Genomic DNA, 23,529 nt, shown 5'->3' with positions numbered 1-23,529 from the left:
AGGCAGCACGAAACCCGCTCGGATAAGGGATCGGGCCGCCGGATCGACGGTACACCGAGAGTGGCCGGACAACCAATATCTTCGAGAACCTTGACAATTCCTCCGACTTTTGTTCTCCGCCATTCATCGAGGTCACGATACTTTTTTTGCATTATGGAGAGAATGGCACGCCTTCGCATTGAAATATAAGAGACAACAAATCTCGGACATGACCGCCGAAAACGAAATCTGTTGTTTCTCGAGTCGTTTCCTGATATCGAAATGCAAACTTTTCGGCGCGATGGATGAGTTGATATCAATACTTCGATGACCGGTAAAGCCTGCACGCAGGCCAGAAAAACCCCGCAGGTGGATCCGGGCTCAGTCGTCGTCCTCGGGGGCGTCCGGGTCGCGTAGCGGCCGGTGCCGGCCACCGAGGTCTGGCAGCTGGAAGCTGTAGTGGCCTTCGAGCCGGATTCTCCCGCAACCACCGCACCACGCCCGCGGTCAGAACCTTGGGCCCGTCACCGGTCATCCACGCCTGATCAGCCACCCCCGCCGACAGTTCGCCCTCGATATCGGCGAACTCGATCAGCCCATGCTTGCCGACGATCTCGGCCTGATGGTCGTACCGGGTCTGCTTGCGAGCGGTGTACGCCTTCACACACGACGGATCACCGATGCCCAGCTGCTCGGCCAGGTAGTCGATCAGATCGGCGGGCACGTCCAGCGGATCCGACAGGAACATCCCCAAGTACCGGACCGTCACTAGCTGGACGGCGAATCCCAATCGATTGCCGTCGCGGCGACGCTGAGCGATCAGCTCGTGATCCTGGTCGTCGAGCTGGAAGAACCGTTCCAGCTCGACCCGCGTCAGAACTCCGAACCGGCCATACCCCGGCGTAGCACCCTAATCCCGCACAGCCGCTCATGAAACCACCACCGCCGCAACAACGCTCACCAATCAGCCGAACCGGTCGATCCGACCCCCAGAACGGGCTTAGCGCGACTTTTCGCGCCACTGGACCCCGCATGCCTCACCGCGTTCACGGTGATGACCACCTGGGCGCGCGGTCGCGACGTCGTCACTCGCCCGCGCTCGGCGACAACGTCGGTTTCGGCCGCCAATTCGACACCACCCCGGCAGGTGTGCCGCCGAGGGTGGTGTCGTATCGATGTGTCCAACGTAGGAAACCGAATGCCGGGTGGGGCACATGGGATGGTCAGGCGCACAAGGCTCGGGTGGAAGGAACGACGTCACCGATCCAGCGGCGAAGCTGGGTATCGTCGGCGGATTCCGGCCAGTACACGAAGGTGTCGAAGCCGGTTTCCAGGGCGAGATCGACCAGAATGCGGGCCCAGCCCGCGGCGTCGGTGCGAATCGGTTCCTCACCTTGCAGTGTGACCGGCCCCGGAGTGTCGGTGATCGTTCCGACGAGTTGTGCCATCCGGGTGATGTCGGCCGGGTTACGTCCCGCGTCGATCGCGGCGGCAGAGATGATGTCCTGTGTCGCTTGCCATTTCTCGTACGGTAGGTAGTGCGGGATGGGCGCGGCCCACCCGTCGGCGATACGCCCGGTGAGGGCGTTGGCCTTCGGGCCGACGCTGCCGAACCATATCCCGACCGGATGCGCGGGCGCGGGTCCGGACTGCACGCCCTTCACGGTGTAGTGCGTGCCTTCGACTTTCGCCTTCGTCCCCGGCCGCCACATGGCCCGGATGATCGCGGTGGCCTCCTCGAGCGCCTGGAGCGCTTCGGGATTCGACCGCACTGGGCCGCCCATGGCGCCGATCGCGGGCCAGAACGCGCCCGCTCCCACAGCGAGTTCGAATCGCCCGCCGCTGAGCAGATCCAAGGTCGCGCTCTGCTTCCCGAGCATCGCGGGCCCGCGCAACGGCAGGCTGGCCACATCCGGAAACACCCGCAGCCGTTCGGTTTCCGCCAGCACCGTGGCGATCACCGCGAACGTATCGGCCAGCCCGCCCGAGTACGGATGATCCTGGATGCCGAGCAGATCCAGGCCTTCCCGGTCCGCCACCTTGGCCATCGCGCGTAGCTGCGGCAGCTCGGTCACCGTCGGCGCCAGCTGAATACCGAATCGTAGGTTCACACCGCGATCATGCCAGCCGCGTCAGCGCGCCTTCAGTCAGTCCGTGACCATATCGATGACCTCGGGGTCGACGTGTTGTGGGCGCCTGTAGTCGGGTACGTCGGCGACGTGCGCGATGTCGGCGAGCGACGTCTTCTCGACGCCCTGCTGGTGCAGGACGGTGGCCGCGGCGGCGGTGAGCCGCTCCCGCTTGCCCGGTTTTCACGCAGTTGAGTGAGTCGCCTGACTGAGTCTAGACAAGTCGGCGCGGCTCGGCTAGCATTCTGCGTGTAAGTCAGTCAACTAACTAACGAATTCTGGGAGTAACAATGATCGTGGTAACGGGCGCGACCGGAAATGTCGGCGGCGAGCTGGTCCAGATCCTCACGGCTGCCGGCGAGGATGTGGTCGCCGTGTCCCGCCGACCCGGGCTGCTGCCGGACGGCGTGCCGCACCGGGCAGCCGACCTGGGTGACCCGGACGGTCTGCGGGCCGCGTTCGACGGGGCCGACGCGTTGTTCCTGCTCGTCGCCGGCAACGACCCGGATGCGATCCTCGGCATCGCCAAGGAGAATGGAGTCCGGCGGGTCGTGCTGATGTCGTCCCAGGGCGTCGGCACGCGACCGGCGGCGTACGGGCACGCGGCGATGTTCGAGGCCACGGTGCGCGGCGGCGGGCTGGACTGGACGATCCTGCGCTCCGGCGGCCTCGACTCCAACGCGTTCGCGTGGGCCGAGTCCATCCGCGCCGACCGCACCGCCGCCGCACCGTTCGGCAGCGTAGGACTGCCGACCGTCGACCCGGCCGACGTTGCGGCGGTCGCCGCGGCGACGCTGCGAGAGGACGGACACGTCGGCCGGACGTATGAGCTGACCGGCCCGGAGCTGGTCACCCCGCGTGACCGGGCCGCCGCCATCGGCGCCGCGCTCGGCACCCCGGTGCGCTACGTCGAACAGACCCGCGACGAGGCGCGTACCCAGATGCTCACATTCATGCCCGAACCGGTCGTCGACGGTACCCTCGCCATCCTCGGCGACCCGCTGCCCGCCGAACAGCGCATCAGCCCCGACGTGGCACATGTCCTCGGTCGCGCCCCGCACACTTTCGCCGACTGGGCCACCCGCACCGCCGCCGCCTTCCGGTGAAACCCACGGTCCAGGCGTTCCTCACCGAGCCGCGGATCGCGACCCTCACCACGATCCGCCCGGACGGCACGCCGCACGTCGCACCGGTGCGGTTCACCTGGGACGAGACGGCGAGCACGGCCCGCGTCCTGACGGTCGCCACGTCCCGAAAGGCACGGAACGTGGCGACCGGCGGGCGCGTCGCCCTCTGCCAGCCGGATGGCTTCCGCTGGGTGACGCTCGAAGGCGCCGCCACCCTGTCCGCTGACCTGGACCGGGTTGCCATCGCCGTCCGCTGGTACCACCGACGCTACCGCTGCGCCCCGCCCGCCCCCGCCGGACGCGTAGTCATCGAGATCGCGGTCAACCGCATCCTCACTCTCAACCTCTGAAGGACATCCCATGCCCAACACCCGCGTACTCGACTCGACCATGCACCACCGCGAGACCGGCACTGGCGCGCCGATCGTATTCCTGCACGGCAACCCGACCTCGTCGTACCTGTGGCGCAATGTCCTGCCCGCCGTCGGCCCCGGCCGGTTGCTCGCCCCGGATCTGATCGGCATGGGGGACTCGGGCAAGCCGCCGATCGACTACACGTTCGCCGACCAGGCGCGGTACCTGGATGCCTGGTTCGACGCGATGAGGTTGGACCGCGTGGTGCTGGTCGGCCACGATTGGGGCGGCGCGCTCGCGTTCGACTGGGCGGCCCGCCATCCAGACCGGGTACGCGGAGTCGCGTTCACCGAGACCATCGTCAAGCCGATGAGCTGGGACGAGTTCCCCGAGGCAGGTCGGGACCTGTGGCGAGCCATCCGGACCGACGGCGTCGGCGAGTCCATGTTCCTGGACGACTCATTCGTCCGGGACGGCCTGCGCGCGATCTCGGACCGACTCGACCCCGCCGACCTGGAGGTCTACCAGCGGCCGTACCCGACGCGGGACAGTCGGCTTCCGCTGCTGCGCTGGGCACGCTCGATGCCGCTGGACGGGACACCGAGCGACGTCATCGCGCGCGCCGAAGCGTACGACGAGTGGCTGGCGTCCAGCCCGGACGTACCGAAGCTCATGGTGACCTTCACGCCGTCGTACGGCACGATGACCGAACCCGCCGTCATCGACTGGTGCGCGAAGACGATCTCCGCCCTCGACATCCAGCAGTACGACGAGGTCGCCGGCCACCATACGCCCGAGGACCAGCCGGACCTGCTCGCCGCCGCCATCTCCGACTGGCTGGACCGCAACAGCCTCCGCTGACCCGTCACGCGGCCGGTGAACGCCGGCAGCAGCTCCGTGCGAGGCCACCGCCGCGATCCGATTCCACTCGTCCTCCGGACGAGCCCGGCGGCTGGTACGGCGAGGTGCCGGTGGAACATCCCGGTGCGGGTTCCTACTCCGGAAGGTCGTCGTCCGCGGAATCAGCCGCACATGGAGTCTGTTCTTTCTCACGATTCCGGCTCCGCAGCGGCGGTTTTCTGGCGACCTTCCTGCTACTGCGAGCCGGGGGATCTGGAAGGCCGGGCCCGTGGTCGACGCGGACCCTGACCACGCGCCGCCAGACCCTGACCTGCGGATTCCTGTAGTGGCACTGACGTTTTCGTGCGGTATCCACTGGTGTTTTCGTGCGGCCTACCGCTGAGCGCTCTGCGGTTTCCCCAGCTCACGCCACTGACATTCTCATGCGGCCTCGCAGCAGGTCAGGCCTGACATTTTCGTGCCGCCTCGCACTGTGCAAGGCGACGCAAGAATGTCACAGGCCGGCGACGGAAGGCGCAGGCCTTGTTCGTGAGGCCGCCGAGAAGTTCTCTGGCCTGACCGGGCTGACACTCGTCGTGGTGCGCCCGCGCCCGCTGTTCGACCGCGGCAAGCGCGTTGTCGGGGAGGACAACCCTGCGGACCAGGTTGCGAGCACGCCTTCGCTGACGCGAGGGCAGTTCGAGCAGGTGGACCACAGTGAGAGGGTGACCGGAGAAGCGCCCACTGGCGGTTTTCCGTCGGAATGGGCGCTGGCCAGAACGGCCGGACTGCTCCCAGTGGGACCTCCCGCCCTGGCAGGAAAGCCGGACCAGGCTGTCGGTTCCGTGTGCTTGGATACGGCACCAGCCTTGGAAAGGAAAGATCATGACGCCGACGACACCGTCGCGCTCGTTGGATATGGCCGTGGAGTTTCCCGAGCTTGCGGCCCTGGCGAGGACGGTCACCCGTCTGCACCCCTACCCGGGTGCACCCACCGTCCACGACAGTTCGGTGGGCGGGCCGCTGCTGTGGCCGGCGGATGAGCCCTGGCCGGAGTACGAGTCGAGGTACCGGCCACACCGGCCGCTGACCACGCTTTCCGACATTCGCACTCTGCGGACAGTTCTTACGCAGATGTGGTTGCGCCCCCGGGTGCCTGGGGAGAACGCGCTGACCGAGGCTGAGCGGGAAGTCGTCGACCGGATAAGCGCGGGACATATGCAGGAACTGCTACCGCCGGGGCCGCTCCCGCTGATTCCGCTCGCCCAGCTCTACGCACGCGACGTGCCGGGATTTTCGTTCCCGGAGGGGACCGACCTTCTGCAGGTGCTGTGGTCACCGTCCGACGAGATCGAGGGGTGCTCAGATGCCGTACAGCTGAGATGGCGCCTGTCTTCGGACGTTCGGGAAGTCCTGATCACTCCGCCTGAGCCTGCATACGTCGAAAACAGTGACCATGTGCCGGATCCGTGCCTGTTGCGGCCCGAGCAGGTGAGGGAGTTCCCTCCGAACCACCTCCTTGACGAGGAACTGATGGAGCGCCTGCTGACCTGGTCCGACCAGACCTGGTCCGAAGGGCGGTTGGTGAACTACTGCGACAACCTGTCCGTGGCACCTGGCTGGAAGTTGGGTGGATGGCCGGCGCACTTCACCTTCCGCGATCCTGCGGAATCCGACGAACTGCAGTGTGGCGTGTGCGGCGGGCCGGTGGAGGCACTGCTCACCGTGGGCAGCAGCGAATGGGACGGAGCCACTTACAGCTGGCGTCCGGTCGGGGAAGGCATGGAGGAACCAGCCGAGCATCCGTACCGAAGCACCTGTGAACCCACCATGGTGACCATCGGACGCGGCTACACCCTGCAGTTCTACAGCTGTATCAGCATGCCGTCCCATCTACCGCGGACGATTATGCAGTAGCAGAAAGGGCGATGGATGCGAGGCCGACATGTCCCGCCTCTATCCGCCGCTACTGCACAGCCGAGCCGACTGCCTTGCAGGTGCGAGTGAGTGGCCTGGTCGCTTGTCGCAGACGACCACGCCGGTCGTCCCACAGGTGCCGCCAGTGCTCGAAGCACTCGGGCGATGTCCACCGCGCCTCATCGCAGACCAGCACTCGGAACCGTTCGGCCAGCACACCCTCGAGTATCTGGTCGAACTCGATGGGCCGCGGCGGCGGGGCACCGCCGATCGCGAGCGCCCCGAAGAGGGTATGGCGGATATCGCGCGGAGTGGGCCGGGCCCGGAACTGTACCCGGCACACCGGATCCGGGGCCAGCTCGCGCGGAGATGCGTTGACCGACAACGTTTTTCCGGGCCCGGCATCGCCATACGAGTTCGGCGACCCTCTTCTTCAGCTGCCGGTTCTCTTCGCCCATGTGTGTCGTCGGCCGATCGGCTCGCTCACCAGCGTCGGCCTCGGCATCGCCGACAGACCCCATCGATTGCGCAATACCGTTGTCGGCCAATCGATTTGCGAACCTGATCGCCGTGTAGGTCGACCCCTGGCTGCGTGATCGCCAGCGGTTCCGGCGCACAGGTGTACTCGGGCCCACCGAACTCGGGGCAGTCCCGTTGCCTGCGTACCGTCCATTCCCTGTCGGATTGCAGGCAGCGTCCGTCAATAGTCGAGGGCGTGTTCGGGTTGGCAGACATGCATGGGAGACGGCAGATACCGGACGATGGCGTCCAGGAGCGGGGCGATGTCGTCACTCCTCGGCGCCGCATCGCACAGGACGGGCGCAGCGTCGCCGATTCGCGTGAGGCAGCGGACGCGGTCACGCAACTGTTCGGGTGGGATCTCTCGCAGGCCGAGGATGTCGTCCGAATCTGCGGCGTCCTGTTCCATCACCGTGTCCACGAGGTTGCGATACCACTGCTCGGCGACTTTCCAATGGCTCCCGTAGAATTCGACGGCCATCGGTTCGAGCGCCCACATCGGGACCAGATCGATGACACCTTCGAACTCGGTGCCGAGGCCGTGAGGAATCTGCAGCGTCAACGGCACCGCCCCGTGCGTGTCGGCGATCGTGCGGACGCAGCGGTCGAAGTCGGCGGCGGGATGATCGAGTCCGGTCACCAGACACAGCCGTGCGACCTGGTGGTCGTCGGCAACCCGCAGTATCGTCTCGAGTCGCGGGGCGCTCTTCTTGGCAGCGTTCACGACCGCGATTACCCCATCGGCTACCCGGATGGACCGCTCCAGGGCCGCGATGGGCGCGTGGCTCGATAGCTCGGCGATACGAATCGTGTGATCGATGTGGCCCGTCACCCAGTGGACCGTGGCCGCCGTGCCGGACCCGGTCTTGGCGAAACGGCGGAACAGGCCGTGGACAACTCGTGTTGTCTCATCGGGGTCCCCGATGATCGTGACGTTGCGGATCGACTGCGGTTCAATGGCTTTGGTGCCCATCGCGTTGTGGTACTCCAGATCGACTCGAGGATGTCATCGCATCCTCAATCCGGTCTCACCGTACCTCCGCCCGCGCACCGGTGGAGCAGATTTCCGCCCCAAAGTAGAACGTGTTCCTATACCGTCGGGTTTGTGCAGAAAGAACAACGCCCCGCCGTGGCTGACTGGTTCACTGCGGACGACGGCACCGTGCGTCTGAAGGGAAGTGGTTGTACTGCCTGCGGCACACCGTATTTCCCGCGGAACACGTTGGCCTGTCGGAACCCGCAGTGCGCAGGTCCGAAAGACGGCTCCGAGCTCGTCGAGTACCTGTTTTCCACACGTGGTCGGATCTGGTCGTATGCGGACGCCCGGTACAAGCCGCCCCCGCCCTATGTCTCGCCGGATCCGTTCGAGCCGTATGTCGTTGCGGCGGTGGAGCTCGAGGTCGAGCAGATGGTGATTCTCGGGCAGGTCGTGCGCGGCATCACAGTGGACGACCTGGCCGTCGGCATGCCGGTCGAACTGACCCTCGGCGTGCTGTACGAGGACGAGGACGCGGAGCACACGGTGTGGATGTGGAGGCCGGTCAATGACTGATACGAATGATCGCGATGTCGCCGTCCTCGGTGCGGGCATGCATCAGTGGGGTAAGTGGGGGCGCAATTTCGTCGAATACGGGCTGGTCGCGGCGCGTGCGGCGCTGGCCGATGCCGGAGTGGAGCACCGCGACGTCGGCTATATCGCCGGCGCGGACACGATCCGCAACGGATACCCCGGTTTCGTCTCGGGCGCGACGTTCGCCCAGGCGCTGGGCTGGTCGGGTGCGCGGATCTCGAGCAGCTACGCCGCCTGCGCCTCTGGTGCCCAGGCCATCGCCAACGCGCGCGCCCAGATTCTGGCCGGGTTGTGTGACGTGGCGCTGGTGGTCGGCGCGGATGCCACCCCGAAGGGCTTCTTCCAGCCGGTCGGCGGTGAACGCCGCGACGATCCGGACTGGTTGCGTTTCCACCTGCTCGGCGCTACCAATCCCATCTATTTCGCGCTCTATGCGCGTCGGCGGATGGCGCTGCACGGCGCCACGCTAGACGATTTCGCCGCGGTCAAGGTGAAGAACGCCAAGCACGGCCTGAACAACCCGTATGCCCGCTATCGCAAGGAGGTTTCGGTCGAGGAGGTTGCCGCCTCGGCGGTCGTCTCGGACCCGTTGCGGCTGCTGGACATCTGCGCGACCAGTGACGGTGGTGCCGCATTGGTGTTGACGTCGATGGAGTACGCGAGTCGCCACGGCGTCACTGATCCGGTCCGCATCCGGGCGCTGTCGACGGTCACGCCGACGTTCCCGAAAACCGTGCTCGATCTGCCGGATTTCGCGACGGACTCCGCCGTGGCCGTCGAGGCTCCGTCGCGCGCGTTCCGTTCCGCCGTCGCGTACGCCGCGTACGAAGAGGCCGGGCTCGGGGCCGCCGACCTGTCCTTCGCGGAAGTTTATGACCTCTCCACCGCGCTGGAGTTGGACTGGTACGAGGACATAGGGCTCTGCGAGACAGGCGGCGCGGAGGAACTATTGCGCAGCGGCGCAACGACATTGGGCGGACGTGTGCCGGTGAACCCCAGTGGTGGTCTGGCCTGTTTCGGTGAGGCCATACCCGCGCAGGCAATCGCCCAGGTCTGCGAGCTCACGTGGCAGTTGCGCGGCCAGGCCGAGGGCCGCCAAGTGGACAACGCCCGCGCAGGTATTGCGGTGAATCAAGGCCTCTTCGGTCACGGCTCGGCAATCATCGCCACCCGCTGAACCCGGGGGCGACCCAGGTCCACTCTCCGAAAACCCGGGCCATGTCCGGGTTTTCGTGTATCGACCGCGATGAAGCACTACTGACCCGCCATTACGGAGCCCTCGAGGCCGCCGCCGAGGTCGATGGGGTGGAGTGTGACCCGCAGGTCACTCTCCGGCGCCGGCTTCTCTCGGCGAAGCTTGGCCAGTAACGCTACCGGCCGGGACAGCGCACCGGTCGGCGCGCCCGCCGCGCGGGACGGTGCCTCGTCGGGCCCGGTTCAGTTGGCGCCCGCTGGGCAGGCGTCGGCGCTGGCGTACGCGATCAAACGTGCACAACATTCCGCCCGAGCAATGTCAAACCGGTGTCGGTCTCCGGGCTGCGAATCTACCTGCCCGACAACACCGTATCGCTCTGCCTCGAACGCGCCGAGACAGCATGTGGTCTCGCGCAGGCGACCACCACACAACTGAGGATCCACGCCGTCGTGGCGGGCACCAGCGGCCGTTAGCCCGCCGGGCGGCGATGGGGCTTTGTTGCGGCATCGCCGATTACGACGCGGTCACAGTAGTGCACTACTCCTGACGTCGCGGCCGCGGCACCGGAAAATCGGTAGCTACCACCGCAATTCCGGTCCTCCCCAAGGGTCCGGTAGTCCTTCTCGGAGGGTAGTCATGGTTGATTCCCTTTTCGCCGACGTGTCCGACTTCCCAGTATCGGTCGACGACCGACAACTCCAGTCGAGCCGGGGCATGGGCCCGATTCGTCCTCGCTGAATCCACATAGACCGAATCCACAGGGGCCGAAAGCTAACCAGCCGTGGTCGATTCTGCGGCACCAGTTCCGTCCGGCGCGCCGCCGGTGACGCCGGCCGTCGGCCCGGGTGACAACGTTCGCTTGCCCAGGGACACCAGTAACGAACGAATGCATGAGCAGGGAGGACCTCGGCGATGTCGAGACATTGGGGCACGGCGATCAACGGGTACAGCGCCAGTACCGCGCAGCAGTTCGGGGTAGGTGGCGCCGACCTCGGCATACCTTACGACCGCAGCCACTTCGGACCAGGCCGGTCCGGATTCGTGTTCGGCGACACGTTCACCGGCAACAGCCAAGGCTCCGGCACCTGGCTCGGCTCGCCGATCCTGCTATTCAGCTCCAACATCCCGGACACCACCACCACTTTCACTGGCGCCTCCGGCGGGGCGCAGGCGAAACAGGTCCTCACCTACACCCACAACGCCGACAACGGCTACGGGATCGAGGTCACCCGCATCCCCAACGACGCCTTCGTCGACCCGAACGGGCGCACCTGGTTGACCTACACCAGCATCCACAACTGGAACGCCTCCGACGACCAGTACGGGGCGCTGTTCTGCGGGCTCGCCTACTCCGACGACGACGGCACCACCTGGACGGATTACACAGCGGTGTGGCGCAACGACGGCAGCGACGGCTACGACGGCTGGAGCCCGTTCATGATGCAGTCCTTCGCGGGCATCGGCAACAACAACAGCGACGGCTACCTGTACATCGTCTCCAAGGAATGGGGGCGCGCCCACAACCAGGACGGGCCGATCCTGATGCGCGTGCCATGGCAACAGATCGCCACCCGCGCCGACTACCAGTACTGGGGCTACAACGGCTCGGCCTGGCAGTGGGGCAACCCGACCCCCACCCCGTTGTTCGCGGGGATGGGACCCATCGGGGAGCTGAGTGTGAAAAACATTGCGGGTACCTGGGTCATGTCCTACTTCGACGTCAACGGCTACTGCATCTCCACCCGCACCGCAGCGGCAATCGACCAGGTATGGACCAATCCGAGACAACAGATCCACGGCGCCGTACCGTGGTGGCAGTTCTGGGTCCGCTCCTTCCCGCAACTCTACGGCGGCTACATCCACCCCCGATCCACCTCACCCACCGACGTGACCCTGTATGTCTCGCAATGGAACACCACCACGAACAACCCCTACTGGGTCATGCAATTCGACGGCATCACCCCGTAGCCGCGCCGACATCAAGCTCGGATACACGGCATCGATCAGGCGCCGTCGGGTTGGGGAAGGTACGGCGTCAGCGCGTGGGCGAGGGTGCTGATGGTCAATGACTGCAGCCATACCCGGCCGGTCCGGTGAGTGCGGCAAGGAAGGTTGCCGACCCGTGGCAGTTCCATCGAACTACGCACGCGGGGAATCAGGGTCACACGTACCCGGCAATCGGGTGGGAAGGACGAATGACCGATCGTCGCATCCCGAATCAGAGCACCGCCCGACTCGGCCACCCGTGCGGCTAGCGTTCTGGGGGACGAGTTCGACCGAGCACCCGGCGGCCGTCAGCTCCCGCTTCGTTGATCAGGCCAACCTGCCGGGAGTCGGGGACGCCGCGGTGGGTCGAGGCCATCCAGTGTCGAGGCTATGTTCACCGCGTCGAGGTGGCGCTGCGACTCCGCTTTCTACACAAGGTATTTCTTACACAATGCACTGACAACCCGCGTCGGCACCTTGACGAAAATCCTTGGAGAATGCGGCAGAAGCGCGGGCTCGGACAATGCGGGGCGAAAGTGGTCCAACGACTATGACTCGGTCACAGCTCGAGATCGAGGGTGACCGCCACGGCGTGGTGGTCGGTGCCGGGCGTCCGGTCCACCTTCGACGAGGTTGCCCGGATACCGCGGATGAGTACGTGGTCGGGCCGGACGACGGGAAACCTTGCCGGCCAGGTGAATCCGGGACCGGAACCGACGGATCGCTGGGTGTCGTGGTAGCCGGGCGCGAATCCCTGCCAGCGGCGGTCGGTGTCGGTGGTGTTGAAGTCTCCGAGCACAACGACCCGCTCGGCCGTATCGGAGGCCAAACTCCGTGACAGAGTCCTCAATCCGTGATCGCGCTGCGCTGTATCACCGAGCCGAAAAGACGGCAGGTGCAGGACGTAGACGATCAGACCTCCGTGCGGAGTTTCGACGTGGGCGCGCAGGCCGCGGCGCCAACCGACACCGACATCGACGGAGGTGGTCCTCGAGATCGGATACCGGCTCCAGAGCGCGACAGTTCCTTCCACCACGTAATACCGGTGATCATCGGCCAGGATCGAGCTCACGGCATCCGCGTTTCCTGCCGAGAACTCCTGTAGACCGATGAGATCGGCATCGAGCGCCGACAATGCCCGTGCGGTGGCGGCCGGTTGCTGGTTGCCCGCGTAGAGGTTCTGCGTGACGACCTTCACCTGTGTCGGATACGGAACCGTGGCCGAGCCGGTTCCGGTCGCCCACCACGACCCGAACAGGTACGTCCAAGCGATCAGCGGCACCAGAACCGTCAGTGCGCCCACCTTGGACCGACACAGCGCGGCCGTCAGTGTGAGCACCGGAATGCCCACACCGAGCCAGGGCAACGCGCTGTCCAGCACGATCCCGATGCCGAACACATCGGGTACCCGCTCATGTCCGATCAGCGCAACAGTGAGAACCGCTGCGCCACCGATACACACGAGATCGCGACGACGCTGGCTCGGGGTGATCCGGTGCATCCGGAGTGTCATTCGTTCACTGCCCCGGGCATAGTCGGCGCGGGGTGGTGTCACCGGCCAGCGTGGCGTCCACACACCCTGCGGGCAACTCGCCATAGGTCTGCGAGCCGAAATTGGCTGTCACGGTGAGCGCGTTGTCGCCGAAGACGCTGCGCTGCACCGAATGGTCGTCGGCCAGCCATTGGAAACTCATTATCGGCAGAGTGGCGGCCCTTTCGTGCAACGGTGCGAAAAACTGCTGCAGACGGGCGATTTCGGTGCCGTGATCGGCGAGCGTCGCGCGGTCGAGCACAAAGTTCAGCGGCGTATTGTTCAGCATCGCGGTCAACGCACGCATCGTCCGCTGCTGAGGCAGCTTGTAGTACGACAGCTCCCAGCGGTCGGCGTTGACGATCGAATCATGCAACACCGTCTCGTACAGGGGAATCCGGTAGGCGGGATCGAACATGGCCTCGGCCACCTCAGCGGGCAGATCGACCGGTTTGAAGAAGACCTTCGGCGCACCCGCGGGCGCGTAGCCGCCCCAGACCTCCCTATTGCGTTCCAGCGGCCACAGGAGGTCGGTCACCGGAGTCTGCGCGCCATGGTTGAACGCGAGATCCGGTGCGGCCCAAGCGCCCGCGGCCTCGGACCCGAGCACCTGCTGCCGGTCCTGTGCCAGCAGGCGCATTCGGGCGAGCCGGTTTTCGCGATCCCGCCGCTGGTTCATCGGATGGTCCGGGCTGTAGTCGTCGAAGAACTCGCCCGCGGCATCGACGTCGAGGAAGTAGGTGTTTGCGCCATTGCCGGTCATGGCGGCGTACCTGCCATCGAGCAGCGTCGAATCCTGTGCCAGTGCCTGCGAACTCAGATAGCAGCCGCGGTCGCCGAATCCGGTCTGCGGCGTCCCGTCCGCTGTCACTACGCAACCGTCCGGCCACACCTGGTCCGGCCAGCGGGACGAGGGGTTGTCGGCAGTGGCCGGATCTTGGGCGTTGGCGTAGGAATCATACGGTCCCGCAAGGTATCCGGCCTGTTCAGCGGCATCGATCGCCGCTGCTGACATGGGGTTGTCGTCGGCGTCGTAGCCGATCCACATGCGGCTCACGCCGAGGTCGTGCAGCTGCCGCATCGCCTCCGGTGACTTACCGTCGCCGAACACATAGGTGTGGAGGGCTCCGAGCAGCCGCGCAATCGACGGGTTCTGCTGGATTTTGTCGGAGAGCGACCGGAATTGGTCGTGCTCCATCAGCCAGTTGCGGTAGTCCTTCGCGGCGGCGATCGGGTCGGCATCGGTCAATGCGAAGGTCACCGTGTATTCGCGGGTTGCCGCGCGGGCATCGAATTCGTGCGCGGCTCGGGTCTGCAATCTGCCTTCGGTGGAGGTCACGGTCAATGCGGTGCCGATGTCGGTGGGCACGATGTAGCCGACGCCGCGATCCCCGATGCGATAACCCCAGAACGGCATGGTCAGCCCGGACGTCATATCGAGCGCGCTGTCGACGAGGGTGGCAGCGGGGGAATTCCAGAACGGGTCCGCGACGGGCAGCGAAAGGCCCTCGCCGCGCGGCAGCTGCAGCGACACCGCGGCCGGGTCAGCGCCGGTCACCGGCCAGACGAGGCGTCCGTCACGATTGCTGCGCAGTGTGACCCGGAGTCGGCCGTGCTCGGCGGCGGCCGAGGCGGTGAGCGCCTGGTCGGGGTAGGTCCAGGTGGCGACGTCACCGTCTACCCGGATCGCGCCGACCGGGCCGAGCTCGCTCAGGGCCGGGGCGGACAGATCGATCCCGACCCCCTCGGCGGTAACCGCAAGCGTGGTGGTGTCCACATCGGCGCGGCCGCCGTTGACCGGGATGACAACGTGGCTCCCACGCACCCGCGGTGGTTCGGCAGTCGTTGGGCGGGCGCATGCTGTGGTGCTCAGCGCCGCGGCCAGGCACAGGGCAACGGTCAGGCACAGGACCGTTGCTGTCGCCGCCGCGGTGGATCGGTCGATTCGATCGAGGCTTCGCAATCTCATATCCAGCACGTTTCCGATGCCGGATGAGAATCCGGTGAGAAAGATCTGCCGCGGCGGCTCCGTACCATAGGTGACCATGCGCGTCTTGGTGGTCGACGACGAAGCCGCAGTACGTGACGCACTCGTGCGCGCGATGGACAGCGAGGGTTATGAGACCCGCGCCGTCCGCGACGGTGCCACCGCGCTCACCGAGATACAGCGGTGGCATCCCGAGGTGGTGCTGCTGGATGTCCTGATGCCCTTCATGGACGGTGTGACCGCGTGCAAGCAACTCCGGGCGCGCGGTGATCGCACCCCGATCCTGATGCTCACCGCACGCGACGCGGTGGCCGATCGCATCGCGGGCCTCGACGCAGGCGCCGACGATTACCTGGTCAAACCCTTCGACTTGGACGAACTGCTGGCCAGGGTGCGGGCACTGGTGCGCCGCACCTATCCGGACGACGGAGCCGTACTGTCCTGCGCGGACCTCGTCATGGACACCACCGCGCATCAGGTCCGGCGCGGCGAACGGGTGGTCGAGCTCACCCGGACCGAGTTCGCGCTGCTCGAGGTGTTCCTACGCAACAGCGGCCAGGCCCTGCCCCGCGAGACACTGATCGAACGGGTATGGGGGCACGAGCTCGGCCAATCGTCGAACTCGCTCGAGGTCTACATCCGCTATCTGCGGCGCAAGCTGGAGGTCGATGCGCAGCCACGGCTCATCCACACCATCCGAGGTGTGGGCTACCGGCTCGGACCGCCATGAGGCTGCGTGTCGATCGGCTGACACGGTCGCTGCGCGGACGCATCGCTGTCCTCTTTGTTCTCGCGATGACGCTGGCGCTCACCGGCATGGGCTTGGCCGCCTACGCCGTGGTCAGCCACGAAATGAACGGTGCCCTCGATCTCGGACTGCGCCGTGAGACCACCCGGATCACCCGGCAGTTCGCCGCCGAGCCGGATATCGCCGCGATGTCCGGACCGTGCCGATATCTGGCCGCACCGAGCTGTGTTCAGGTGGTCGCCGCCGACGGTCGCATCGCATCCGAGCACGACCCCGAAGACTCGCTGCCGGTCGACACCGAAACCCGCGCGGTGGCAGCCGGATCGCGGCAGGCCTACTACACCGACATCACCCTCGACGGATACCCGCTGCGTATGTACACCGCCCAGTTGCAACCCGGCAGCGCCGTGCAGGTCGCGCAGCGGTCCGACCCCGTCGACACCGGCCTGCGCCGCGTCGGCCTGGCACTCCTCGCCGCGGCCGCGGCAGGCACCGTGCTCGCGATCGGCGTCGGGTTGCTCTTGGCGCGAAACGCGCTGGCTCCGGTCACGGCGCTGACGCGGGCCGCCGAACGGGTCGCCACCACCCGCGACCCTCGCCAACGCATCGACGTGATCGGCTCCGATGAACTCGCCAGTCTGGCCCGCAGTTTCAACACCATGCTCGACGAACTCGACCAAGCGCTGACCGCGGAGCGCAATTCCCGTGCGGCTCAGCGCCGTCTGGTCGCCGACGCCTCGCACGAACTGCGCACCCCGCTCACCGCGCTACGCACCGATATCGACCTGTTGCGCCGCGCCGAGCGCCTCACCCCACAGCAACTCGCCGACACCGGCGACGCACTGCGCGTCCAAGCCGAAGAACTCTCCGGACTCGTCACCGACCTCATCGACCTCGCCCGCGCCGACGACCCGAATGCCATGCACGAACCCTTCGAGGATCTCCGGCTGGACACCCTCGTCGCGGACTGCGTCAAGACCGCCCGAAGGCATTGGCCCACAATCATCTTCGCTGAGGCCCTGGAACCGACAACGATCCACGGCGCACCCACCCGCCTCAGCAGAGCCGTCACCAATCTCCTCGACAACGCCGCCAAATTCAGCCCGCCACACGGAACAGTCCACATCGGCCTACGCGATCACCGTTTGACAGTGCGCGACCACGGCCCCGGAATCGCCGCCGAAGACCTGCCGCGCATCTTCGACCGCTTCTACCGGGCCGGCACCACAGGTAACCGAACCGGCCACGGACTCGGATTGGCCATCGTGGCACAGGTCGCCGACCTGCACGGAGCCACCGTCACCGCCGGGTCGGCGCCGGACGGCGGAGCAATCCTCGAACTGAACCTTCCTGCCATCCGCACCAGCTGATCTCGGCAGCTCGCCAGGTCTGGCGCATCGACGTTCGTCTGGATGCGCCGGCCACCCCCAGCCGCGGTGCCTCGAGCAAAGCAGCGTGCCTACGCTGTGGAGCGTCTGGCCGAAGCTGTGGGTAAGCGGTGGCATGCAGAGGCGAAGATTTGGGGTCGCTATGACCCCGAGCCATTGCCGGTGCGGTGGTTGCTCACCGAACGCAATATTTCAGACCACCGCCATCATTTCTCTGCGCGCGGACGGTTCTTTGACGAGCGAAGCGACCAGATTGTGGCCTCACAACACATTTCCTCGCACTCGAGCGACGCCGACTGGCGATCCTCGGTGAACCCGGTGCAGGAAAGAGCACGCTAGCGGTGCAAATCCTGTTGCAGCTTTTGGCAGTTCGCAAACCGGACCAACCAGTGCCCGTGCTGTTGACCCTCGCACGCTGGAGTGCTCGCAGCCACCAGACGCTGGATGACTGACACGTTTGGAGGCCAGGTGGCGTTGGACGCGGCGGATGACCTGTTTCTGGGCTGTCGTGCTACCGCACGGGCCTTTGTATGGGCAGAGTGTCGTTGGATTCCGCCTTCGTAGCAATGGATATCAGGGCGCTGCTGAACCGCTCAGGGATGCTCCGCCAGCGTGCCGGGGCCTCGGGCTCACCCGAATGTGCCGTCGACGGCGACTAACCTGTCCGGGTGACGATCACCGAGTTGCCCTTCGGGTCCTGGCCGACCTCCATTACCTCCGAGAGTGTCGTCAGCGCCGCGGTGCGCCTCGGCGAGGTGCGGGTGGATGGGACCGAGGTGTACTGGTCAGAGGGCCGCCCCGCCGAAGGAGGCCGGACCCAGATCGTGCGCCGCGCCCCCGACGGAGCGCGCACCGACCTGCTGCCGGAGGGGATGGACGCCCGCACGGCGGTCCACGAATACGGCGGCGCCGCGTGGTGGGTGCGCGACGGGGTGCTCTATTTCGTCAACTGGGCCGATCAGCGGCTGTACCGGATCGAGCGGGGCGGTGTGCCGGTCGTGCTGACCCCGGAGCCCGCCGTGCCGCGCGGTGACCGTTACGGCGACGGCGCATTCGGTCCGGACGGTGCCACCGTCGTGGCGATCCGGGAGAGCCATCCGGTCGGCGGACGCGGCGCGATCGATGTGCGCAACGAGATCGTGCGGCTGTCCGCCGATCGACCTTCGCAGCCGGAAGTCCTGGTCAGCGGCCCGGATTTTGTCGTCGCACCGCGACTGAGCCCGGACGGGGCCCTGCTCGCCGTGGTCACGTGGGATCACCCGTCGATGCCGTGGGACAACACTGTTCTGCGGGTGCGTGATCTGGCGACTGGTACGGACACCGTTGTCGCGGGCGGCCCGGGCGAGTCGGTGCAGGAGCCGCGCTGGCAGGAAGACGGCTCTCTGCTGTTCCTGTCCGACCGCAACGGGTGGTGGAACCTCTACCGGTGGACACCGGGCGGCGACATCGAGGCCGTCATCGAGGTGGACGCCGAAATCGGCGTACCCGCATGGCAGTTGGGCTCGGCGCGCTACGCAGTGCTCGGCGACCACGGCATCGTGTTCGCCCGTTGGCGCGATGGCTACGACGGACTTGCTGTGCGTCGCCCGGACGGGTCGGTGACCGATCTGGAGCTGCCCTTCTCCGCGATCGTCGCGGTCGAGCGAGCGGACGAGAACGCCGTGGTCGTGGCAGCGGGCACACCCACCGCCGAACTCGGTATCTATCGTATCGAATTCGTCGACTCAACCCTCGAACTCGAAACCCTGCGCGCTCCACGCGATCTCGGTCTCGAATCTACCGATGTCTCTGTACCCGAGCCGATCTCGTTCCCTTCGATGGATCGCGCCGGTGCGCCACGCGCCGCACACGCGCTGTTCTACCCGCCCGCGAGCACCCGATACCGCGGTCCCGACGGGAAACTGCCGCCGCTGCTGGTCATGATCCACGGCGGTCCGACCTCGCACGCGCTGCCCGTGCTCTCACCGAGTACCCAGTACTGGACCAGCCGCGGATTCGCCGTCGTGGACGTCAATTACGGCGGCTCCACCGGCTACGGCCGCGCCTACCGCGAACTGCTGCGCGACGCCTGGGGTGTGGTGGACGTGGCCGACTGCATCGCAGCTGCCCGATGGCTCGCAGACAACGGCCGCGTCGATCCGCGCCAACTCGCCATCCGCGGTGGCTCGGCCGGCGGCTACACGACGCTCGCCGCGCTGGCCCGAGCGGACACACCTTTCTCCGCGGGCGCCGACCATTACGGAGTCGCCGATCTCGAGGCCCTCGCCGCCGAGACCCACAAATTCGAGAGCCGTTATCTGGACGGCCTGATCGGGGAATACCCGTCCGAGCGGGACCTCTACCGTGAGCGGTCGCCGATCCACCACGTCGACCGGTTCCGCAGTCCCCTGATCGTTTTGCAGGGCAGCGAGGATGCCGTGGTGCCGCCCAATCAGTCACAGATGATCGTCGACGCGCTGCGGGAGCGGCAGATCCCGGTCGCCTATATCCTCTTCGCGGGGGAGCAGCACGGGTTTCGGCGGGCGGAGAACATCCGCAGGGCATTGGACTCCGAATTGAGTTTCTATGGACAGGTGTTCGGATTCGAATTGCCGGCTGCCGAAAGGATCGAGCCGGTCACCGTCGAGAACCTCCCGAACGACCAAGGGCGGGAGCACCGATGATTGCGACACCAGTCGAAGCCAGTTCGAAAGGCCAGAGAAAACGAGTCTGCAACGGTACTGCGGTCCTCTACCTCCCACCCACTTCGAGTGGCCGTGAACCGTAGTCCGGATAAAGCGCTGGCAGTGCGGACACGAACACAGTTCCCTAAGTCTTTCAGTTCAGCTCTAATGATGCTGCTGACTGGCGGGTTAGAGTCGATCGACGAGTTGAGAACCTGTCTAGGTCGCCGGCCACCTAAGGGCCGCTGCCGGACCTGTGCGCATCGGGCAAGGCTACCTTCGCGCGGTGGTTCAATCAATGATTGAAATAATGATTGAGACGTGATTCGCTGGGCGCATGGCACAGAAGGTTTCGGTGGGCACGCGTGCTCGCCTGCTGGCCGCCGCCGAGCGGTTGTTGCTGACCGAGCGCTACGACGAGGTGTCGGTGCGTGCGATCTGCGCGGAGGCAGGAGCGAATCCGGCCGCGGTGCATTACCACTTCGGCTCGAAGGATGAACTCGTCGCGTCGCTGCTCGAGGACCGCCTCGGGCCGCTGTGGGCCGAGCGACTGTCGGCAGTGACGGCCGCGCGCGTCTCGGTGGCGGAGGTGGTGGACGCGGTGCTCGAACCCTTCGTCGCACTGGCCGATGATCCGTTGGGGCGCTTGCATTTACGTCTGCTGGCGCAGTTCGTGCTCGGGCGGCATACGAGGTTATGGCGGCAGCCTTGGTTCCGGATGGATGCCTGGGTCGGGCTGTTGCCGGAGGTGGGGGAGCAGGAGAGTCGTCGCCGCTGGGCGCTGGCCTTCGACCTGATCATTATGCGGTTCGGGGGCGCGGGAACCGAGGGGCGGGAAATGTCGGAGGCGGCGGTGGCCGCGCTGCGTGACTTCGTGGTGGCCGGATTGACCGCACCGTCGGGAGAGCAGAAATGACAGAGGTATTCACACCGGCTCAATTGGGGCCTGTCACATTGCGCAACAAAGTGATCAAAGCCGCAACCTTCGAGGGCTGCACCCCCGAGGCATTGGTGACCGACGAGCTGATCGCCTTCCACCGTGAGGTGGCCGCCGGCGGGGTCGGGATGACCACGGTCGCCTACTGCGCCGTCGCGCCGGGCGGCCGCACCGACCGGCACCAGATCTGGATGCGCCCGGAGGCCGTGCCTGGTCTGCGCAAGCTTACCGACGCCGTGCACGCCGAAGGCGCGGCGGCCAGTGCGCAGATCGGGCATGCGGGCCCGGTGGCCAACGCGGCCTCCAACCGATTGCCCGCCCTCGCGCCGAGTCGCATGTTCAGCCCGCTCGGTATGGGCCCGATGAAGGTGCCCGGCGAGAGCGAGATCCGCGAACTGATCGCCGCGCACGCGAATGCCGCACGATTGGCCGAAAAGTCCGGATTCGACGCGGTCGAAATCCACTTCGGCCACAACTATTTGACGAGTTCGTTCCTGAGCCCACTGCTCAACCGGCGCACCGACCGCTACGGCGGTTCCGCTGAGAACCGGGCACGTCTGGCGCGCGAGATAGCTTGTGCAGTCCGGGATGCGGTGGGGGACCGGCTCGCGGTGACTGCCAAACTGAATATGGAAGACGGTGTGCGCGGCGGACTCACCGTGCCGGATTCGCTCCGGGCGGCGTCCTGGTTGCAGGACGACGGAGCCCTGGACGCGCTGGAACTGACCGCGGGCAGTTCGCTGTTGAACCCGATGCTGCTGTTCCACGGCGACGCGCCCCGCCGCGAGTTCGCAAAAGTTCTTCCACCCCCGGCACGTTGGGGTTTCCGCCTGGCGGGTCGCTCCTTCTTGAAGGAGTATCCGTATCAGGAGGCGTACCTCCTGGAGCGGGCCCGCCAGTTCCGCCGCGAACTGTCCATGCCGTTGATCCTGTTGGGCGGCATCACGAATCTCGACACCATGAATCGCGCCATGGCCGAGGGATTCGACTTCGTCGCCATGGGCCGGGCCCTGCTGCGCGAACCGAACCTGTTGCGGCGCATTCAATCCGACGCCACCACCCGATCCGCATGCATCCACTGCAATGAATGCATGCCCACCATCTACACCGGAACCAGATGCCTCTACCGGCTGAACAAACCCGTCGTCGAGTCGTCCTCCGCACAGCTGGAGGTGCGGGCGAGCGAGTAGCGGGCAAGGTCGCCCTTGTCAGTGGCGGAGCACGAGGTACCGGCGCGGCGCATGTAGGAGCCCGTGGTCGAGCACGGGGCCAGAAGGTTGCGCGCCGGCGGCCGAATTGGGCACGGCGGCACGGTTCGTCCATCTCGATGTCACCGACCAGGACAACTGGGACCACGCCGTGCGAACAGTCGTCGAAGAATTCGGCGGGCTGACCGTCCTGGTCAACAATGCCGGAATCGTTCGGGTAGTCATCGTATCCGCATGCAAGTAGTGCGCCGACGTCGTCGGGGCGGGGACGTAGGAATTTCTCATGGTCATCCGGACGGCGGGCCGCACTTTCGTCGCCGTCCGCGACGGGTCGCCACCCGGTCGGACACATGTGAGTCGACCGGTGGTTGCCGACCAGTAATGGCGTTGCCCGTCCGCCGTCACGGTGGCACTTAAGCTGCGGCTCATGTCTCTTGATCGTATGAGTGTCCTCGGACTTATCAGCTCGGCCTTCGCCGCGGCGACCATCGGATCGGCCCCCACGGCGGTCGCGCATCCCGCGCGCCCGGTCGCGGTCGAGGCGGCAGCCTGTGGAACAGCGCTTTCCTCGGCTGAACTGGACACCATCGTCCGGTCGTCCGATATCGCAACGTTGGCCGGAGATTCTCTACAGCGGTTGGAGAACGCAGTGTGGCGCCATCGTGAGATCACCCGGATCCTGGTTGCGCACGGTGATCGGCGTGGCGTGTTCTCGCTAGGGCTTGATGCAGTAGAGGAGTCCGCGGTTATGCCGCTGCAGCGCGATCCGAGCGCGTTTCTCGACCGGGACTACGCACATGCGATCAGCCTCGAACTGCTGAGCCGTTATCTCGACAACGTGCATGCGGCCTTCGGTGGCGGGGTCGTCGAACCGCAGTGGGCAAATTACTTCGAGATGGCGCAACGCTGCGATGTCTCCGCGGCGCGACTTGCCATGGCGGGCTACAACGCCCACCTCGCCGTCGATCTGGCGTATTCGGTGGCTGCGGTATGCAGTGCCCCGCAAAACGCCCGCGACTACTTCAAGATCGTCGACGCCATCGCCACCGCGGGACAGGTGATCGTGGACCGCACCGAGCAGGTCTACCACGGTGACCTCGGTCCGCTGTGGCGGTTCTACTTCGTCGGCGAAGGCATGGACCTGCTGTTGGGTCGCGGCGTGGCGACCGGCCCGCTGCTACGGCTGGCGGACCTCGGGGCCAATGTGGTGATTTTCGGTAACGGTCTGGCATTGCGGGATTCGGCGCTGCACGATCCGACGACCACGGAAATCCATCTGCTGACCGACACCGCCGAAGTCGCCTTCGATGTCCTCGTGCAGCTTCGCGGTCTATGACCCTGGTGTGGCGCATCTTGTTGCGGACCCGGCTCGCCAACCCAAGTGCCCACCCCTCGGAGAATGAGTCCGGTCCATAATTTGGTCCGCTCAGCCGTGCGGCACTACGGATTCC

General features: G+C 66.2%; 17 protein-coding genes and 3 pseudogenes. 14 read left to right on the top strand and 6 right to left on the bottom strand.

Annotated features, from left to right (window positions below):
- Window positions 1-295: 295 nt before the first annotated feature.
- A pseudogene (locus ACLMAL_RS21530) lies at window positions 296-862 on the bottom strand (DUF4158 domain-containing protein); the annotation flags it as partial.
- Window positions 863-1,202: 340 nt separating this feature from the next.
- Entirely contained in the window at window positions 1,203-2,090 is an 888-nt protein-coding gene (locus ACLMAL_RS21525; protein WP_412000718.1) for an LLM class flavin-dependent oxidoreductase, read from the bottom strand.
- Between the two features lie 308 nt (window positions 2,091-2,398).
- Between ACLMAL_RS21525 and ACLMAL_RS21520 the strand changes: the two genes are divergently transcribed.
- The 4 genes from ACLMAL_RS21520 (at window position 2,399) to ACLMAL_RS21505 (ending at window position 6,346) form a co-directional block, all read left to right on the top strand.
- Entirely contained in the window at window positions 2,399-3,214 is an 816-nt protein-coding gene (locus tag ACLMAL_RS21520) for an NAD(P)H-binding protein (protein WP_412000717.1), read from the top strand.
- Entirely contained in the window at window positions 3,211-3,585 is a 375-nt protein-coding gene (locus ACLMAL_RS21515) for a pyridoxamine 5'-phosphate oxidase family protein (RefSeq protein WP_412000716.1), read from the top strand. Before ACLMAL_RS21520 ends, ACLMAL_RS21515 begins: the two co-directional genes overlap by 4 nt.
- 10 nt (window positions 3,586-3,595) lie before the next feature.
- Window positions 3,596-4,450, top strand: a complete 855-nt coding sequence (locus tag ACLMAL_RS21510; RefSeq protein ID WP_412000715.1) for a haloalkane dehalogenase — start codon at window positions 3,596-3,598, stop codon at window positions 4,448-4,450.
- A gap of 864 nt (window positions 4,451-5,314) precedes the next feature.
- Window positions 5,315-6,346, top strand: coding sequence for a hypothetical protein (locus ACLMAL_RS21505; protein ID WP_412000714.1), 1,032 nt, complete (start codon window positions 5,315-5,317; stop codon window positions 6,344-6,346).
- Between the two features lie 49 nt (window positions 6,347-6,395).
- On the opposite strand, the pseudogene ACLMAL_RS21500 reads toward ACLMAL_RS21505, so the two are convergent.
- Window positions 6,396-6,746: pseudogene (locus tag ACLMAL_RS21500) on the bottom strand (ATP-binding protein); the annotation flags it as partial.
- Between the two features lie 300 nt (window positions 6,747-7,046).
- Window positions 7,047-7,838 carry a GTP-binding protein gene (locus tag ACLMAL_RS21495; RefSeq protein ID WP_412000713.1) on the bottom strand — a complete coding sequence of 264 codons (792 nt, stop codon included), beginning with the start codon at window positions 7,836-7,838 and terminating at the stop codon, window positions 7,047-7,049.
- Between the two features lie 156 nt (window positions 7,839-7,994).
- Between ACLMAL_RS21495 and ACLMAL_RS21490 the strand changes: the two genes are divergently transcribed.
- From ACLMAL_RS21490 to ACLMAL_RS21480, 3 genes are all read left to right on the top strand, one after another.
- Entirely contained in the window at window positions 7,995-8,417 is a 423-nt protein-coding gene (locus ACLMAL_RS21490) for a Zn-ribbon domain-containing OB-fold protein (RefSeq protein ID WP_412000743.1), read from the top strand.
- A complete protein-coding gene (locus tag ACLMAL_RS21485) occupies window positions 8,410-9,612 on the top strand; it encodes a lipid-transfer protein (protein ID WP_412000712.1) in 1,203 nt (400 codons plus the stop codon). The genes ACLMAL_RS21490 and ACLMAL_RS21485 overlap by 8 nt, the downstream gene beginning before the upstream one ends.
- 930 nt (window positions 9,613-10,542) lie before the next feature.
- Window positions 10,543-11,598, top strand: coding sequence for a DUF4185 domain-containing protein (locus tag ACLMAL_RS21480; RefSeq protein ID WP_412000711.1), 1,056 nt, complete (start codon window positions 10,543-10,545; stop codon window positions 11,596-11,598).
- Between the two features lie 577 nt (window positions 11,599-12,175).
- Here ACLMAL_RS21480 and ACLMAL_RS21475 read toward each other — a convergent pair.
- Window positions 12,176-13,129 (bottom strand): endonuclease/exonuclease/phosphatase family protein, encoded by a 954-nt coding sequence (locus ACLMAL_RS21475; RefSeq protein WP_412000710.1) that lies wholly within the window; start codon window positions 13,127-13,129, stop codon window positions 12,176-12,178.
- Between the two features lie 4 nt (window positions 13,130-13,133).
- Window positions 13,134-15,116, bottom strand: coding sequence for a glycoside hydrolase (locus ACLMAL_RS21470; RefSeq protein WP_412000709.1), 1,983 nt, complete (start codon window positions 15,114-15,116; stop codon window positions 13,134-13,136).
- 76 nt (window positions 15,117-15,192) lie between these two features.
- Here ACLMAL_RS21470 and ACLMAL_RS21465 point away from each other — a divergent pair, with 76 nt between their 5' ends.
- The 7 genes and pseudogenes from ACLMAL_RS21465 to ACLMAL_RS21435 all read left to right on the top strand — a co-directional run bounded on the left by ACLMAL_RS21465 (window position 15,193) and on the right by ACLMAL_RS21435 (window position 23,414).
- Window positions 15,193-15,864, top strand: a complete 672-nt coding sequence (locus tag ACLMAL_RS21465; RefSeq protein ID WP_412000708.1) for a response regulator transcription factor — start codon at window positions 15,193-15,195, stop codon at window positions 15,862-15,864.
- Window positions 15,861-17,252 carry an ATP-binding protein gene (locus ACLMAL_RS21460; protein ID WP_412000707.1) on the top strand — a complete coding sequence of 464 codons (1,392 nt, stop codon included), beginning with the start codon at window positions 15,861-15,863 and terminating at the stop codon, window positions 17,250-17,252. Before ACLMAL_RS21465 ends, ACLMAL_RS21460 begins: the two co-directional genes overlap by 4 nt.
- Window positions 17,253-17,938: 686 nt before the next feature.
- Entirely contained in the window at window positions 17,939-19,933 is a 1,995-nt protein-coding gene (locus ACLMAL_RS21455; RefSeq protein WP_412000706.1) for a prolyl oligopeptidase family serine peptidase, read from the top strand.
- 337 nt (window positions 19,934-20,270) lie between these two features.
- Window positions 20,271-20,849 carry a TetR family transcriptional regulator gene (locus tag ACLMAL_RS21450; protein ID WP_412000705.1) on the top strand — a complete coding sequence of 193 codons (579 nt, stop codon included), beginning with the start codon at window positions 20,271-20,273 and terminating at the stop codon, window positions 20,847-20,849.
- Window positions 20,846-22,060 (top strand): NADH:flavin oxidoreductase, encoded by a 1,215-nt coding sequence (locus ACLMAL_RS21445; RefSeq protein ID WP_412000704.1) that lies wholly within the window; start codon window positions 20,846-20,848, stop codon window positions 22,058-22,060. Before ACLMAL_RS21450 ends, ACLMAL_RS21445 begins: the two co-directional genes overlap by 4 nt.
- A pseudogene (locus ACLMAL_RS21440) lies at window positions 21,988-22,292 on the top strand (SDR family NAD(P)-dependent oxidoreductase); the annotation flags it as partial. The gene ACLMAL_RS21445 and the pseudogene ACLMAL_RS21440, both read left to right, overlap by 73 nt.
- Window positions 22,293-22,505: 213 nt before the next feature.
- Window positions 22,506-23,414 carry a DUF5995 family protein gene (locus tag ACLMAL_RS21435; RefSeq protein WP_412000703.1) on the top strand — a complete coding sequence of 303 codons (909 nt, stop codon included), beginning with the start codon at window positions 22,506-22,508 and terminating at the stop codon, window positions 23,412-23,414.
- Window positions 23,415-23,529: the final 115 nt, after the last annotated feature.

This window comes from Nocardia sp. CWNU-33, assembly GCF_046764895.1.
GTDB lineage: Bacteria > Actinomycetota > Actinomycetes > Mycobacteriales > Mycobacteriaceae > Nocardia.
Note: the sequence above shows the minus strand (reverse complement) of the source record. Positions and strands in the feature narration are given on the sequence as shown.

Coding starts and splice junctions, on each gene's coding strand:
- ACLMAL_RS21465 (WP_412000708.1), top strand. CDS start 15,193: ATGCGCGTCTTGGTGGTCGACGACGAAGCCGCAGTACGTGACGCACTC.
- ACLMAL_RS21460 (WP_412000707.1), top strand. CDS start 15,861: ATGAGGCTGCGTGTCGATCGGCTGACACGGTCGCTGCGCGGACGCATC.
- ACLMAL_RS21520 (WP_412000717.1), top strand. CDS start 2,399: ATGATCGTGGTAACGGGCGCGACCGGAAATGTCGGCGGCGAGCTGGTC.
- ACLMAL_RS21445 (WP_412000704.1), top strand. CDS start 20,846: ATGACAGAGGTATTCACACCGGCTCAATTGGGGCCTGTCACATTGCGC.
- ACLMAL_RS21480 (WP_412000711.1), top strand. CDS start 10,543: ATGTCGAGACATTGGGGCACGGCGATCAACGGGTACAGCGCCAGTACC.
- ACLMAL_RS21450 (WP_412000705.1), top strand. CDS start 20,271: ATGGCACAGAAGGTTTCGGTGGGCACGCGTGCTCGCCTGCTGGCCGCC.
- ACLMAL_RS21485 (WP_412000712.1), top strand. CDS start 8,410: ATGACTGATACGAATGATCGCGATGTCGCCGTCCTCGGTGCGGGCATG.
- ACLMAL_RS21435 (WP_412000703.1), top strand. CDS start 22,506: ATGTCTCTTGATCGTATGAGTGTCCTCGGACTTATCAGCTCGGCCTTC.
- ACLMAL_RS21475 (WP_412000710.1), bottom strand. CDS start 13,129: ATGACACTCCGGATGCACCGGATCACCCCGAGCCAGCGTCGTCGCGAT.
- ACLMAL_RS21510 (WP_412000715.1), top strand. CDS start 3,596: ATGCCCAACACCCGCGTACTCGACTCGACCATGCACCACCGCGAGACC.
- ACLMAL_RS21495 (WP_412000713.1), bottom strand. CDS start 7,838: ATGGGCACCAAAGCCATTGAACCGCAGTCGATCCGCAACGTCACGATC.
- ACLMAL_RS21505 (WP_412000714.1), top strand. CDS start 5,315: ATGACGCCGACGACACCGTCGCGCTCGTTGGATATGGCCGTGGAGTTT.
- ACLMAL_RS21470 (WP_412000709.1), bottom strand. CDS start 15,116: ATGAGATTGCGAAGCCTCGATCGAATCGACCGATCCACCGCGGCGGCG.